The following is a 14,221-nucleotide window of genomic DNA, read 5'->3' on the forward strand; positions in this document are numbered from 1 at the left end:
TTGCTGATGAGGGGCGCTGCCCCTCAAACTCCCCGCCGTATTTTCAAAGAGAAGAAGATCAGACTTCAAGCCACTCCTTGCGCACATCATCACGGGCCTTGAGTTCGTCTGGCGTACCCTCGAAAACGACCTGGCCGTGGCCCATGACATAGACGCGGTGCGCGATGTCGAGGGCGATGGAGAGTTTTTGTTCAACAAGCAGTGTCGCGATGCCCCGCTTCGCGATCTCTTGCAGCAGTTGGGCCACGCGCTGGACCATCTGCGGGGACAGCCCCTCGGTCGGTTCGTCGATCATCACCAGATCCGGGTCGCCCATGAGCGTGCGGCACATGGTCAGCATCTGTTGCTCGCCCCCGGACAGGACCGACGCCTCCACATCGGCCCGGCGGGCAAGGTTTTCGAACATGTCGAACATGTCCTGCATCGACCAGCGCCCCTGCCCGTCCTTTTGGCCGGGCTTCAGACCCAGGATCAGGTTCTGCCGGGTGGTGAGGCCGGGAAAGATATCGCGGTTTTCCGGTACATACCCGATGCCGAGATTTGCGACCTCGTAGGCCTTCTTGCCCGCGATTTCTTGCCCACGGAACTTTACCGATCCGTGCGGTACCACTTCGCCCATCACCGCCTTGCAGGTGGTGGAGCGTCCGACGCCATTGCGGCCAAGCAAGGCGACAATCTCGCCCTCTGCGATCTGGATATTCACACCCTGTAGAATGTGCGATTTGCCGTAATAGGCGTGCAGGTCGGTGACATCAAGCATCAGTGATCCTCCAATGCTTCGCCAAGATAGGCTTCCTGAACCTTGGGATTTGCGCGCACCGCTTCCGGTGTGCCCGTCGCAATGATTTCACCATAGACCAGCACACTGATCTGGTCGGCGAGGCCAAAGACGACGCCCATGTCGTGCTCTACCATGACCAGCGTTTTCCCCTCCGTCACCGTGCGGATCAGATCGACAATATAGTCTGTTTCGGAATGGCTCATCCCTGCGGTTGGTTCATCGAGCATGATGACATCGGCACCCCCTGCGATGGTGATCCCGATCTCGAGCGCGCGTTGTTCGGCATAGCTGAGCACACCGGCGGGCAGATTGCGCCGGGCCGTCAGGTTGATCTGGTCGAGGATGTCGTCTGTGCCTTCGGTCAGCGCGCGGGAGCGGCCCACCATGGACCAGAAATTGTAGCGATAGCCCATCGACCACAGCAGCGAGCAGCGGACGTTTTCGAATACGGTCATCTTGGGGAAGATGTTGGTGATCTGAAAGCTGCGGGAAAGGCCCATGCGGTTGATCTGGAACGGGGCCTTGCCCGCCAGGTCTTGTCCATGCAGCCGGATGGCGCCTTCGGTCTGGGGAAAGCGGCCCGTGATCAGGTTGAAGAGGGTCGATTTGCCAGCCCCGTTGGGTCCGATGATCGCGTGGCGTTCGCCCTTGCCTATGCTCAGATCAACGCCGCGGATGATCTCTGTCTTGCCAAAGGACTTCTTCAGCCCGTCGAGTTCCAGCGCAGCGCTCATCGGGTGGCTCCGTCCGGTGTATTGGCCTCACCCCAAGCCTCGGCCAGGGCCGGTGCGGTGGCCCGCGCGACGCCGAAACCGATCAATGTGACGGCAGTGGCAAGGATCCAAGGCAGTACCGTATGGCTGTCGAAGGTCGTCCAGTAGATTGTCATCTCGTGATCACCCGTGCTGGCATGGCGCGCGTGAAACGTCATTTCGATCAGTGCCGCGGCGCCCAAGCATCCCAGCGCACCAGATCCCAGCGTCTTGAGATAGGGCACGCCGAGACGGTTCAACTTGCCCAAGCGCATCGCGGGCACATGCATCATGATCAGCCCCGCGAGGCCGCCGGGGAAGAACATGACCGTCACCACAAAGACGATGCCGAGGTAGAAGCCCCACAACTCGGTCTGCAGGCTCAGCACGGTTTGCACCAGGGTGAACACGATGGCCCCGAGGATGGGGCCAAAGAAAAAGCCGACGCCGCCCAAGAAGGTCGCGAGCAGGATCAGCCCGGACTGGGTTGTGTTCAGGTTCTCTTCGGTCAGGATTTCATAGTTGATTGCAAAAAGCGCGCCTGCGACCCCTGCGAAAAAGCCGGAGGCAACGAAAGAGAAGAAGCGGACCCAGCGTGCGGAATAGCCCAGGAACTCGGCCCGTTCGGGGTTGTCGCGCACGGCATTTGCCATGCGGCCCAGCGGGGTGCGCGAGTAGAGATACATGAGTGCGGCCGAGATCAGGAGCCAGACCGCGATCAGGTAATAAACCTCGATCTGTTGCAGGAACTCGACGCCGAAGAACGGCATGCCATAGGTGCGGTCGCCCGAAATGCCTTCCTCTCCGCCGAAGAAGGCGACGATGATGACGGAACAGGCGGCGATCAACTCGCCCACGCCGAGCGAGATCATGGCGAAGACCGTGCCTGCCTTGCGCGTGGAAAAGGCACCCACGATGGTGGCGAGCCCCATGCCCATCAGCCCGCCGAAGACCGGGAGGAGCGGAAGTGGGATCTGCGCAAAGAAGTCATCCATGTTCATAATGTGGACACAGGCGAAGCCGCCCACCCCGGCATAGACCGCGTGGCCGAAGCTGAGCATGCCCCCCTGCCCCAGCAGCATGTTGTACGCCAACGCGAAGATGATGGTGATCGCCATCTGGTTCATGATGGTGATGGCGGAATTGGCGGTGAAGATGAACGGCAGGACCATCAGCAGGGCCGCTGCCAACACCCATGGGATCAGCGGCAGCGCCATGGACCCTGTGCGCATCCGCTGGGCAGGTTTGGTCGTGTCGGTGGTGAGCTGATCGGTCATGCGTCACGCTTTCCAAAAAGGCCATAGGGCCGGAAGATCAGGATGAGGACCATCAGTATGTAAGGCAGGATATCTGCAATCTGAGGGCTGGTAATGGACCACAAGTCACGCCACGCGCTGTCCCAGATCGGTTCCGGCTTGGTAAAGCCCAGCGAGGTCAGCAGATCCTCCATCCGCAGGTTGTAGGCTTTGGAAAAGGTGGTGATCCAGCCGATCAGGAGGGACGCGACCAGCGCACCCCATAAGCTGCCCAAGCCCCCGATGACGATCGTGACAAATACGATGGAGCCGAGGACGAAGGCCATGCCCGGGAACGTGCCCAGAACAGGCCCTGCGATGACCCCCGCGACACCGGCCAAGGCGGTGCCCACCCCAAAGACGCCCATAAAGATCAACGGCACGTTATGGCCCAGGGCTTCGACCGTTTTCGGATATGTGAGGGCGGCCTGGATGATCATCCCCACCCGCGTGCGCGTCAGCACGTAGAGCAGCCCGATGAAGATCGCGATCGAGATGAAGATCATGAAGATCTTGTAGGCCGGGATCGAATTGCCCGCGATGGAGAAGGCGGTGAATTGCAGGATCTCGGGCGTGGCATAGGGCATCTGGTTCTTGCCCCAGATGAACTGCACCACCTCCTCGATCAGCAGCGCGAGGCCGAAGGTGAAGATCAGTTCGGGCACGTGGCCATACTGGTGCACGCGCCTAAGGCCGTAGCGTTCGACCCCGGCCCCGAGCACGCCAACAACGAGGGGCGCGATCAGAAGGCCCATCCAGAAGCCCAGATACAGGCTGATCTGGAAGGCGAAATACGCACCGAGCATGTAAAAACTGGCGTGGGCAAAGTTCAGCACGCCCATCATGGAAAAGATGAGCGTCAGCCCTGCCGACAGCATGAACAGCAAGAGGCCAGTCACAAGTCCGTCGATGAGATTGACGAGGATGAGGTCCATATCAGCGTGATCCAAATGCCGCTTGCGCGACGCGATTCAAGTTTTGGGAATGAGGGGTTTCACCCCTCAAACTCCCCACCGTATTTGCAAAGAGAAGAAGCACGGGGACGCGCAATGGCCCCGTGCTTTGTTCCACGTCAGGGGCGACGCATCTTGCAGCTTGTGGGACTGTCGGCGGCGGCCATCTCGACTGTCTTGACCACCTTCACGCCGAAACCGGAATTGTCATGGTCATGCACAACATCGCTGGTGTGCTCCATGATGTGCACGTTCTGGATCAACTGGTGGTCTTCCTCGCGCATCATGAGGTTGCCGCCCCAGAGGCTTTCGTGCTCCATCCCGGCAAGCGCATAGGCCACCGGCACCACGTCATCTGCCGTGCCGGCCTCATTAATCGCCTTGGCCAGCATTTCGATCACATTGGTGATGCGCGCCTGGCTCAGGTTGCCATCCGGATACTTGGCCTTGAACGCCTGGATGTATTCTGACGCCCGGTCGTTTGGCGGCGGGTTCAATTGCCCTTCGGCCACCAGACGCAGGCTGCCGACGCCAGCATCACCGAAGGCCGCGGTGATCCCGTCGGCGGCGGCGTAATAGGTGTAGATCGGTCCGGTAAATCCGTTTTCCAGCACCGATTTGCCTAAGCCCACCATGTCAGCACCCCAGTTGCCTGTGATGACTGCATCCGCTTCGGATGCAACGATCTTGCGGCTGTAGGGGGTGAAATCCTTGACCTTGCCGATGGGGTGCAATTCGTTCCCGACAATCTCGATCTCGGGTGCCTTTTCTCCAAGATAGCGCACCGCAGCCGCCGCCACGGCTTTACCAAAGCTGTAGTCCTGCCCGATGATATAGACCTTTTCGATCTCATCATTGGTGACGATGCTGTCGGTCAGCGCATCCATCTTGATGTCGGCATTGGCGTCGAAGCGGAAGTGCCAGAAGTTGCACTTGTCATTGGTCAGCGCCGGATCGACGGCGGAGTAGTTCAGGAACAGCACCCGGTCGTCCGGATTGCGGCGGTTGTGCTTGTTGATGGCCTCAGTCAGCGCATTGGCCACGCCGGACGAATTGCCCTGCGCGATGTAGCGAATGCCCTGATCAATGGCGACCTGCAGTTGGATCAACGATTCCTTCGGGCTGATCTTGTTGTCGAACGCGACGATCTCGAACATGTCGCCGTCCAGTACCCCACCCTGCTTGTTCACAAGCTCTTCGGCTGCGAATTCATACTGGTGCAGCCCGTTGGTGCCGGTACCCGCGAACGGGCCACTCAAGGGGTCAATGAAAGCAATCTTGACCGTGTCAGCCCCAGCGGCAAAGGCACTGGCGGCCAGGGTCAGGGCTGTCGTCAGCCCCAGCATTGTTGTGGTGCGCATGATGTTCCTCCCTAGAACGCGATCCGCATCGCTGCCTCTATCGGGCCAGTTTGCGACGCGGGATAGGTCCAGCGTTGCACAGGTGCAGGATAAGTCAAGCGTCTAGGTTGAATCTGTCTCTCCGCAAAGACCGAGACAGCTATATTTCATGTGTCACATGAATTAACGTCCATAAGACGATGCTAACTATCACTTTTTAGTGCGTTTAGCCCGTTCTCGGCAAAGACCGGAACAAAGACCCCAAGCTGCATCGCACGCTTTGGATTTGACGCGTTGCCGTCCATGGCCCGTTTCAGCACACCCTGAATGATCGCGCCCATGCGGAAAAAGCAGAACGCCACGAAAAAACCGAACCGGTCCACGCGCTGTAATCCGCGTCGTCGGCAATATTCCGCTACAAAGTCCGCGTCCGATGGCAGACCAAGGGCCGCGCGATCCACCCCCATCAATCCACGCCCTTCGGTACCTGCCGGCAATTGCCACTGCATGATGACCGAGGCCAGATCGGCATAAGGATGCCCTATCGTGCTGAGTTCCCAATCGAGTACGGCAAGGCAATTGGTGCCATCTGCCTCGAAAATCATATTGTCGATCCGGTAGTCGCCATGCACCAGCGTACGTTGCCCATCATCCTCCGGCATGTCGGCGGCCAGCCGTTCGATAAGCCGGTTCATCGCCGGGATGTCCTGCGTTTCCGAGGCGCGGTATTGCTTGGTCCATCGCGCCACTTGCCGTTCCAGATAGTGGCCGGGTGGTCCGTAATCGCCAAGGCCCACCGCATCCACATCCACATCATGCAGGGCCGCCAAAACACGGTTCATGTCTGCAATGACGGCGGTCCGATCCGCGTTCGACAGCCCCTCCATCGTCGGTTCGTTGAAGTTCCGGCCCTGCACATGATCCATGACATAAAAATCCGACCCGATGACCGACGGATCCTCGCACAGAACATGCATTCTGGCGACGGGCACATCCGATCCGGCAAGTGCCTTTTGCACCCGAAACTCGCGGTCGACGGCGTGGGCGGATTTAAGCAACTGCCCCGGCGGCTTGCGGCGCAGTACATAATTGCCTGCACCGGTTTCCAAAAGGAAGGTCGGGTTGGACTGACCGCCAGTGAATTTCGTGGCAGAGACTGGCCCGTCAAATCCGGGCAATCTGCCCTGCAGGTATTGTGCGACGGCGTCGGTATCGAGCGTTTGTGTGTCCATGTCTACCCTTGGAAATCCTGCGCCAGTCTGGCGCCCGCGGCAGCGTATTCCTCGGCCATGCGGTCCACGATGGCACCCGCCGACCCGACGGATTTGACCGCGCCAATCCCCTGCCCGGCGCCCCAGATGCTCTTCCACGCCTTGGGCTTGGACGACCCGGAGGAGAAATTCATTGACGAGGCGTCCGCTACCGGCAGGTTGTCGGGATCCATGCCCGCCGCCTCAACCGGTCCGCGCAGGTAATTGCCCCAGACACCCGTAAAGAGCGATGAATAGACGATGTCCTCCGCCCCGCTGTCCACGATCATCTCCTTGTAGCCTTGCACCGCGTTTGCCTCGTCCGTCGCGATAAAGGGCGAGCCGACATAGCCGAAATCGGCACCCATCGCGCGGGCGGCAAGCAACGCCTCACCCGTGGCAATGGCACCGGACAGCGCCAGCGGGCCGTCGAACCATTCCCGAATCTCGCGGATCAGGGCAAAGGGGGATTGTTGGCCTGCGTGGCCTCCCGCCCCTGCGGCCACGGCGACCAGACCATCGGCACCCTTGGACATAGCCTTGCGCGCGAAGGTGTTGTTGATGATGTCGTGCAGGACAACCCCGCCGCAGGAATGCGCCGCCTCGTTCACCTCGACCCGCGCGCCCAGCGACGTGATCCAGATCGGCACCTTGTGACGGACGCAGATCTCCAGATCCCGATCGAGCCGTGCATTGGACCTGTGCACGATCTGGTTCACGGCGAAGGGGGCCGCCGGGCGGTCGGGATGCGCCTGGTTGTGACGATCCAGTTCTTCGGAAATCTGTGTCAGCCACGCATCCAGAAGCGGCGGCTCGCCCTCTGCCTCGCGCGCATTCAGCGCCGGAAAGGACCCAACAATGCCCGCCTTGCACTGGGCAATCACCAGGTCCGGCACCGAAATGATGAACAAAGGTGCTGCAATCATCGGAATGCGCAGCCCCTGCAAGGCCGCTGGCAACCGTGTCTCAGCCATCACATCTCGCGCCACAGGTCCATCCTTCCCTCTTTCAAAACTTCCCTGCCGGAGGCGCCCGCAGGCTCAACCCGCGCCACGCTCAGAGCACCTCGAAGAGGCCCGCCGCCCCCATCCCGCCGCCCACACACATGGTGCAGACGACATGTTTGGCGCCCCGGCGTTTCCCTTCGATCAGCGCGTGGCCGACCATGCGAGCACCCGACATGCCATAGGGGTGGCCGATGGAAATCGCGCCGCCGTTCACGTTCAGCAGGTCGTCCGGAATGCCCAGCGTGTCACGGCAGTAAAGAACCTGAACGGCAAAAGCCTCGTTCAACTCCCACAGGCCGATGTCGTCCATTTGCAGCCCATGCGCTTCGAGCAACCTCGGCACCGCAAAAACGGGGCCGATCCCCATCTCGTCCGGCTCGCACCCGGCGGCCATCACACCAACACAGCGACCCAGCGGCGACAGGCCCTTCTTCTCCGCCAGCGACGCCTCCATGACCACCGCAGCGGACGCCCCATCGGACAGCTGCGAGGCATTGCCAGCTGTGATGTATTCCCCCTGTTCCACATGAATGCCATTCGCGAATACCGGCTTCAGCCCCGCAATGTTGTCGTAGGTGGTGCCGGGGCGGTTGCCCTCGTCCTTGTCCAGAGTCACCTCATGCTCAGAGATCGCCTTGGTCTCCCGATCCTGAAACTTCATCACCGTGGTCAGGGGCACGATCTCATCATCGAACTTGCCTGCCTCCTGCGCCGCAGCCGTGCGAGCCTGCGATTGCACGGCGTATCGGTCCTGCGCCTCGCGGCTCACGCCATAGCGGGCGGCAACCGTCTCGGCGGTCTCCAGCATGGTCATGTAGATCTCGGGCTTATTCGCCTTCAGCCATGGATCGGCATGGGTGCGCATCTCCTGCGTTTGCACCATCGACACGGATTCGACACCGCCGCCCACGACAACGTCCATACCGTCCTGCACCACCTGCTTTGACGCGGCCGCAATCGCCATCATGCCCGACGCACATTGGCGATCCACGCTCATGCCGGCAACGGTCACCGGCAACCCGGCGCGGATTGCGGCCTGCCGCGCGACGTTGCCCGCCTGATGACCCTGTTGCAGGGCCGCCCCCATGATCACGTCCTGCACCTCTGCACCCTCAAGCCCGGCCCGCTTGACCGCGTGTTCGATGGCATGGGCCGCAAGCGTCTGCGGTGGCGTCGCGTTGAAGGCACCGCGGTATGCTTTGCCGATTGGCGTGCGGGCGGTAGAGACGATAACGGCATCGCGCATGATCAAATGTCCTCTTGGTTTGGAGCCGTCGGGCCGGGGCGCTGCCCCGGACACCGGAGTTTGTCTGGCAAGATGAAGGGGCATGGGCGTTCACCAGTCAAGGTTCACCCCCTGTGCTTTTGCCGCGCGCAGCGCATATTTCCGGGTCTGGGCAAAGGCGTTTTCGAGCGGTTCCGCGCCGGTCGGATCGGTGATCTGTGCCCATGCTCCGGCCACCGCTTCGGGGGTGATCTCACCCTCAATCAGCGCACCTTGGGTTTCGGTGATCTGCGTGACGGCAAAGGTGCCACCGCCCGCCGACAGGATGGTGCGGCTGGGCGCGTCCCTACTCACCAGGTAGAGAACGCCGGGGGTGATCGTCTTCGGCTGCAACAGCGCCAGTGCGGCCTCGGGCAGCAGCCCTTCGGTCATCGCGGTGGCGGCTGTCGGGGCCAGCGTGTTCACACGGATATCATCTCGCGCCCCTTCAAGGTGCAGCGTGTTCATCAGGCCGACCATACCCGCCTTGGCCGCCGCATAGTTCGACTGGCCGAAATTGCCGTAAAGCCCCGATCCAGAGGAGGTCAGCACGATCCGGCCATAGCCTTGCGCCCGCATGATCGGCCAAACCGCATGACAGCAGCGCGCAGTGCCCATCAGGTGCACGTCGAGCACCCTGGCAAAGTCGGTCATGTCCATCTTGGCGAGTGTCTTGTCGCGCAGGATGCCAGCGTTGTTGATCAGGATGTCGATCCGGCCCCAGCGGTCCATGACCTGCTGCACCATTTCGGTCACGGCCTGCCCATCGGACACATCCGCAGCCAGCGCCAGCGCCTCGCCGCCCGCGGCTTCGATCTCGGCCACGACATCATCTGCGGCATGTATATCATTGACGACAACTTTGGCGCCGCGTGCAGCCAGCCCGAGGGCATGTGACCGCCCCAGTCCGGCACCCGCACCGGTTACGATGGCCACCTGATCGTCAAATCGGATCATCCGCCCAGGGCCGCGCGAAACAGGTTGGGCCCGGTCATCACCTGCACGCCGCCCGACACCGGCAACACGGCGCCCGTCAGATAGGCACCACCGCGCCCGCACAGAAACTGCATGCAGCCCGCGATATCCTCGTCCCGACCCACACGGCCCAGCGGGACATCGGCACCGACCTTCTCGCGCATGTCTTCGTCTGCAGTGGCAAAGGCGGTCATCTTCGACACGAACGGCCCCGGTGCCAGCGCGTTCACAGTGACATGGTGCGGCGCCAGCTCCTTGGCCATGATCTTGGTCATGTGCAGTACAGCGGCCTTGGACGCGGCATAGGAATAGGCGCCATCGCCCAGCGGCACCTCTCCCATGACCGAGCCCACATTGACCACGCGGGCGGGGTCATCCGCCGTGCCGGTCTTGATCAGAACGGGCAGCAGCGACTGCGTCAGATGAAACATCGCCGCGACGTTCACGTTCATCACCTTGTCCCAGGCCGCGTGCGGGAATTGCCCCATGGGCGCGCCCCAGGTGACGCCGGAATTGTTCATCAGGATATGCAGGTGCTCAGCCCGGCCCGTCACCTCGGCCACAAGGGCGTCGATCCCCTCTTCGCTGCCGATGTCTGCGGCAAATCCTTCGACCGAACCGGGGCCGCCCGTGGCGTTCAGCTCCGCCGCCACCGCTTCGCAGGCGTCGCCCTTGCGGCTCGCGATCAGCACGCGCGCGCCCGCCATCATCAGGCCGGTGGCAGCCATCCGCCCGATGCCGGTCGCACCGCCGGTCACGAGGGCAACCTTACCCTCCAATGAAAACAGGGTCTTGGGGTCCATCGTTTATCCTCCCTTGCGCGGGCTACCGTTACGTCGCCCGGGCTTGCCGCTTTACAGCAGCATCTCCTCAACTGCAGGATGTGGCAAAGGCAGGCGCATTGCACCCCTGCCGTTACGTCATGGGTGGGAGGACCCGATATGCACGCCATGCTCAGCACCGCCCCCGGCGGGCCTGAAACCCTGGAATGGACCGAAGGGCCAAGCCCCGCCCCCAAGAAGGGCGAAGTGCGAATCGCTGTCAAAGCCGCAGGGGTCAACTTTCCCGACACGCTGATCATCCGTGATCTCTATCAGGTCAAACCGCCCCGCCCCTTTGCCCCGGGTGGCGAGGTTGCTGGCGTGGTCGACGCGGTCGGCGACGGGGTCACGACCCTGGCCGCAGGTGACCGCGTGCTTGCCATGACGGGATTCGGCGGCTTCACCACGCATCTCTGCGCGCAGGCGACGGCATGTGTGAAGATACCAGATGACATGCCGTTCGAGGATGCCGCCTGTTTCATATTCACCTACGGAACGTCGCATTACGCATTGAAAAACCGTGCAGAATTGAAATCGGGTGAAACGCTTCTCATCCTCGGCGCCGCCGGTGGCGTGGGGGCCGCCGCTATCGAGCTGGGCAAGGCCGCGGGTGCGCGGGTCATCGCCGCCGTCAGCTCGCAGGAAAAGGCCGACTTCTGCCGCACCCTCGGCGCGGACGAGACGATCGTTTACGCGCGCGAGATGGATCGCGACGCCCAAAAGGCGCTCTCGGCAGAAATCAAGAAGATCGCAGGCCCCGACGGCGTGCATGTCGCCTATGACGCAGTAGGCGGCGATTATGCTGAACCGGTGATCCGTTCCATGGCCTGGGGCGGTCGGTTCCTTGTGGTGGGCTTTCCGGCGGGCATCCCGGCGATCCCGCTCAACCTGACCCTGCTCAAATCCTGCCAGATCGTGGGCGTCTTCTGGGGCGCGTCCATCTACCGCGACCCGGCAGGTCACATGCAGAATGTGTCGGACCTCTTTGAAATGTATGCACAGGGCAAGGTCAAACCGCGCATCTCGGCCAGCTTCCCGATGCAGGAGGCGGCCAAGGCACTCACCCTGATCGCCGACCGAAAGGTGCTGGGCAAAGTGGTCCTGACAAACCCCTAAAGGTGGTCCAGATGTTGCGTGTCGTTGAAGCCCCGGACACTCATCCGCCCGTCATGGATCACCAGGCGGCTGATCGACCCGTTGGCGGCACCCAGAAACGCAAAGGGTTCGGAGCCCGAGGCCATGGCCAGCGCCGCACCAACCACACCGCCATGCACGAAAACGGCAACACGCTCACCGGCATGTGCATGAGCGATGTCGAACAACCCCTTCCGAACACGCCCAAAAAACGCATCGCGTGTTTCAGCGCCGGGAATGGGCGACCAATCCTGAATCTCTATCACGCGTCGATAGATCGGGTCCCCTTCGGCCGCCTTGATCCGGTACAGACCACCATCCCAGTCACCCAGATGCACCTCGTGCAAGTCAGGGTTCTCAATTGGCGTTGCACCAAGATGCGCGGCCAAGGGTGCCGCCGTCTGATGAGTGCGCGTCAACTTCGTCACGTAAAGCGCTACAAAAGAATGATCTTTCAACCGTTCACCGACCGCAACAGCCTGCCGCTCCCCCTGCGGATGCAAGCGCGGATCGCCATGCCCATCCTTCATCGGAAACGACACGCCGGGGCGCGCAGGCGCACTTTCCCCATGTCGGATCAGATACAGATCAGCCGCCCCTGCGGGCGGCGCATAAACCGGCTGGCGATATTCTGTCGTCATGCCTCCGCATACAACAGGAGCCTCCCATGACCAACCGCCAGATCGTTGTCGCCAGCCTGCCGCAGGGCACACTCGAACCCGCGCATTTCGAACTGCAGGATGTGCCCATGCCGACACCGCAGGACGGTGAGGTCCTGTTGCGCACCATCCTGATGAGCATCGACGCCGCCAACCGCTCCTGGATGCAGGGCGCCACCTACCGCGACGCCGTCAAGGCAGGCGATCCCATGCCCACCTACGCCATCTGCGACGTGGTCAAGAGCACATCGCCCCGCCTGTCGCCCGGCGACATCGTTGCGGCCGAAAGCGTCTGGGCCGATCACGTCACGCGCCCCGCCCACAAGGTCCAGAAGCTGCCCAAGGTGGAACCGCTCAGCCACCTGCTCAGTGTCTACGGCATAGCAGGCAAAACCGCATTCCACGGGCTCATGCAGATCGGCCAGCCCCTTGCGGGCGAAACCATCGTGGTCAGCGCTGCGGCAGGATCGGTCGGCGGCTATGTGGGGCAGATCGGCAAGGCGCTTGGCTGCCGCGTCGTGGGCATCGCGGGCGGGCCGGACAAATGCGCCTTTGTGACCGATGCACTCGGCTTTGACGCCTGCGTCGATTACCGCGCGGGCGGCGTGTTCAAGGCCCTGCGGGCCGCCTGCCCCGATGGGATCGACGTCTATTTCGACAACGTGGGCGGCGACATCTTGGAAACCACGCTTGGCCTGATGAATGAACGGGGTCGGGTCGTCTGCTGTGGCGCGATCAGCCAATACGACACGACCAATCCCACGGGGCCACGCAACCTGCCCGGCGTGGTGGTCGTCAAACGCCTGCGTATGGAAGGGTTCATCGTCATGGACTTCGCCCGCGACGACGCCAAGGCGACGCGCGCGCTTCAGGCGTGGGTCGCACAGGGCAAGATCAAGGTGACCGAAGACATCGTCGACGGCCTGGAAAACGCACCGCAGGCGCTTATCGGGCTCTTGAACGGCGACAACACCGGCAAGCGCATGGTGCGCGTCGGTGCCGATCCATGAGCATCGACCAGGCCCTCGAAACCTTGCAAGCGCAAATCGGGACCGAGGTCGGTGTGTCGAACTGGATCACCGTCGATCAGCCCATGATCGACAGATTTGCAGACGTGACGCATGACGACCAGTGGATCCACACAGATCCCGCACGGGCCGCGCAGACCGACCTGGGCGGCACCATCGCGCACGGATTTCTCACCCTCAGCCTCGCCTCACGCTTCGCCTACGATTGCTTTCCGCTGCTGCCGGGGCAAAGCATGGGCATCAATTACGGCTTCAACCGGCTGCGGTTTCTGACACCTGTTCGACCCGAACAGCGGTTGCGCGGGCGCTTCACCCTGCGCGATGTCACCAAGCGCAACGGGTCCGAGCTTCTGCGCACATTCAACCTGACGATCGAGATTGACGGGGCGGGGTCCCCCGCCCTTGTTGCAGAATGGCTTGGGTTGGCCGTGTTTGCGCAATCGCCACAAGCTACCTCTGGACAGAGGTAGGACAAACTCGCTAACACCCCGGGAACATCAAGGTATTTTCCATGACTTCTGTTCTGGTTCTCAATGGGCCCAACCTGAACCTCTTGGGTATACGGCAACCCGACATCTACGGCGCGACGACCCTGCCGGAGGTCGAACAGATGTGCCGTTCCCACGGTGCGGCGGGCGGTTTCGACGTGACCTGTGCCCAGTCCAATCACGAAGGCGCGCTTGTCGATGCGATTCACGCGGCCAAGGGCGTGCACAACGGCATCGTCCTGAACGCAGGCGCCTACACGCACACCTCCATCGCGCTGCATGACGCCATCCTCAGTACCGAAATGCCGGTGGTCGAACTGCACCTCAGCAACATCCACGCGCGCGAGGCATTTCGGCACCGCAGCTACATTGCGCCTGTCGCCATCGGAATGATTTGCGGCTTTGGCGTTGCCGGGTATAGTCTGGCTCTTGACGCATTGATCGGGCATCTTGGGGGACGCACGTGAAAAGCTA

At 61.9% G+C, this 14,221-nt stretch carries 15 protein-coding genes; 4 read left to right on the forward strand and 11 right to left on the reverse strand.

Annotated elements, in window-relative coordinates; genetic code table 11:
- Positions 1–58: 58 nt before the first annotated feature.
- The 10 genes from BWR18_RS07120 to BWR18_RS07165 form a co-directional block, all read right to left on the reverse strand.
- On the reverse strand, positions 59–763 hold the full coding sequence (locus tag BWR18_RS07120; protein WP_216637319.1) for an ABC transporter ATP-binding protein: 705 nt from the start codon (positions 761–763) through the stop codon (positions 59–61).
- Positions 760–1,515: an ABC transporter ATP-binding protein gene (locus BWR18_RS07125; RefSeq protein ID WP_076627334.1), complete on the reverse strand. Its 756-nt coding sequence runs from the start codon at positions 1,513–1,515 to the stop codon at positions 760–762. Before BWR18_RS07125 ends, BWR18_RS07120 begins: the two co-directional genes overlap by 4 nt.
- Complete coding sequence (locus BWR18_RS07130; protein ID WP_076627335.1) at positions 1,512–2,810, reverse strand: branched-chain amino acid ABC transporter permease; 1,299 nt, start codon at positions 2,808–2,810, stop codon at positions 1,512–1,514. The genes BWR18_RS07125 and BWR18_RS07130 overlap by 4 nt, the downstream gene beginning before the upstream one ends.
- On the reverse strand, positions 2,807–3,763 hold the full coding sequence (locus tag BWR18_RS07135; protein WP_076627336.1) for a branched-chain amino acid ABC transporter permease: 957 nt from the start codon (positions 3,761–3,763) through the stop codon (positions 2,807–2,809). The genes BWR18_RS07130 and BWR18_RS07135 overlap by 4 nt, the downstream gene beginning before the upstream one ends.
- Positions 3,764–3,900: 137 nt before the next feature.
- Positions 3,901–5,142, reverse strand: coding sequence for a branched-chain amino acid ABC transporter substrate-binding protein (locus BWR18_RS07140; RefSeq protein WP_076627337.1), 1,242 nt, complete (start codon positions 5,140–5,142; stop codon positions 3,901–3,903).
- A gap of 182 nt (positions 5,143–5,324) precedes the next feature.
- Entirely contained in the window at positions 5,325–6,353 is a 1,029-nt protein-coding gene (locus BWR18_RS07145) for a phosphotransferase family protein (protein ID WP_076627338.1), read from the reverse strand.
- A gap of 2 nt (positions 6,354–6,355) precedes the next feature.
- Positions 6,356–7,345 carry an NAD(P)H-dependent flavin oxidoreductase gene (locus tag BWR18_RS07150; protein WP_076627339.1) on the reverse strand — a complete coding sequence of 330 codons (990 nt, stop codon included), beginning with the start codon at positions 7,343–7,345 and terminating at the stop codon, positions 6,356–6,358.
- 82 nt (positions 7,346–7,427) lie between these two features.
- Positions 7,428–8,624, reverse strand: a complete 1,197-nt coding sequence (locus BWR18_RS07155; protein WP_076627340.1) for an acetyl-CoA C-acyltransferase — start codon at positions 8,622–8,624, stop codon at positions 7,428–7,430.
- Between the two features lie 90 nt (positions 8,625–8,714).
- A complete protein-coding gene (locus BWR18_RS07160) occupies positions 8,715–9,599 on the reverse strand; it encodes an SDR family NAD(P)-dependent oxidoreductase (protein WP_076627341.1) in 885 nt (294 codons plus the stop codon).
- The gene (locus tag BWR18_RS07165; RefSeq protein ID WP_076627342.1) at positions 9,596–10,420 is read right to left on the reverse strand and encodes an SDR family NAD(P)-dependent oxidoreductase; all 825 of its coding nucleotides are present in this window, start codon (positions 10,418–10,420) and stop codon (positions 9,596–9,598) included. Before BWR18_RS07165 ends, BWR18_RS07160 begins: the two co-directional genes overlap by 4 nt.
- A gap of 138 nt (positions 10,421–10,558) precedes the next feature.
- Between BWR18_RS07165 and BWR18_RS07170 the strand changes: the two genes are divergently transcribed.
- Positions 10,559–11,554: an NADPH:quinone oxidoreductase family protein gene (locus tag BWR18_RS07170; RefSeq protein WP_076627343.1), complete on the forward strand. Its 996-nt coding sequence runs from the start codon at positions 10,559–10,561 to the stop codon at positions 11,552–11,554.
- Here the strand turns inward: BWR18_RS07170 and BWR18_RS07175 are convergent.
- Positions 11,551–12,213, reverse strand: a complete 663-nt coding sequence (locus BWR18_RS07175; RefSeq protein ID WP_076627344.1) for a histidine phosphatase family protein — start codon at positions 12,211–12,213, stop codon at positions 11,551–11,553. The two genes, BWR18_RS07170 and BWR18_RS07175, sit on opposite strands and share 4 nt — an antisense overlap.
- Before the next feature lie 26 nt (positions 12,214–12,239).
- Between BWR18_RS07175 and BWR18_RS07180 the strand changes: the two genes are divergently transcribed.
- The 3 genes from BWR18_RS07180 to aroQ are packed head-to-tail and all read left to right on the forward strand — an operon-like array spanning position 12,240 to position 14,214.
- Positions 12,240–13,241, forward strand: a complete 1,002-nt coding sequence (locus tag BWR18_RS07180) for an NADP-dependent oxidoreductase (protein ID WP_076627345.1) — start codon at positions 12,240–12,242, stop codon at positions 13,239–13,241.
- The gene (locus BWR18_RS07185; RefSeq protein WP_076627346.1) at positions 13,238–13,729 is read left to right on the forward strand and encodes a MaoC family dehydratase; all 492 of its coding nucleotides are present in this window, start codon (positions 13,238–13,240) and stop codon (positions 13,727–13,729) included. The genes BWR18_RS07180 and BWR18_RS07185 overlap by 4 nt, the downstream gene beginning before the upstream one ends.
- Positions 13,730–13,770: 41 nt before the next feature.
- A complete protein-coding gene (gene aroQ, locus BWR18_RS07190) occupies positions 13,771–14,214 on the forward strand; it encodes a type II 3-dehydroquinate dehydratase (protein WP_076627347.1) in 444 nt (147 codons plus the stop codon).
- Positions 14,215–14,221 lie beyond the last annotated feature (7 nt).

The sequence above is a fragment of the Tateyamaria omphalii genome (assembly GCF_001969365.1).
In the GTDB taxonomy this organism is placed as follows: domain Bacteria; phylum Pseudomonadota; class Alphaproteobacteria; order Rhodobacterales; family Rhodobacteraceae; genus Tateyamaria; species Tateyamaria omphalii_A.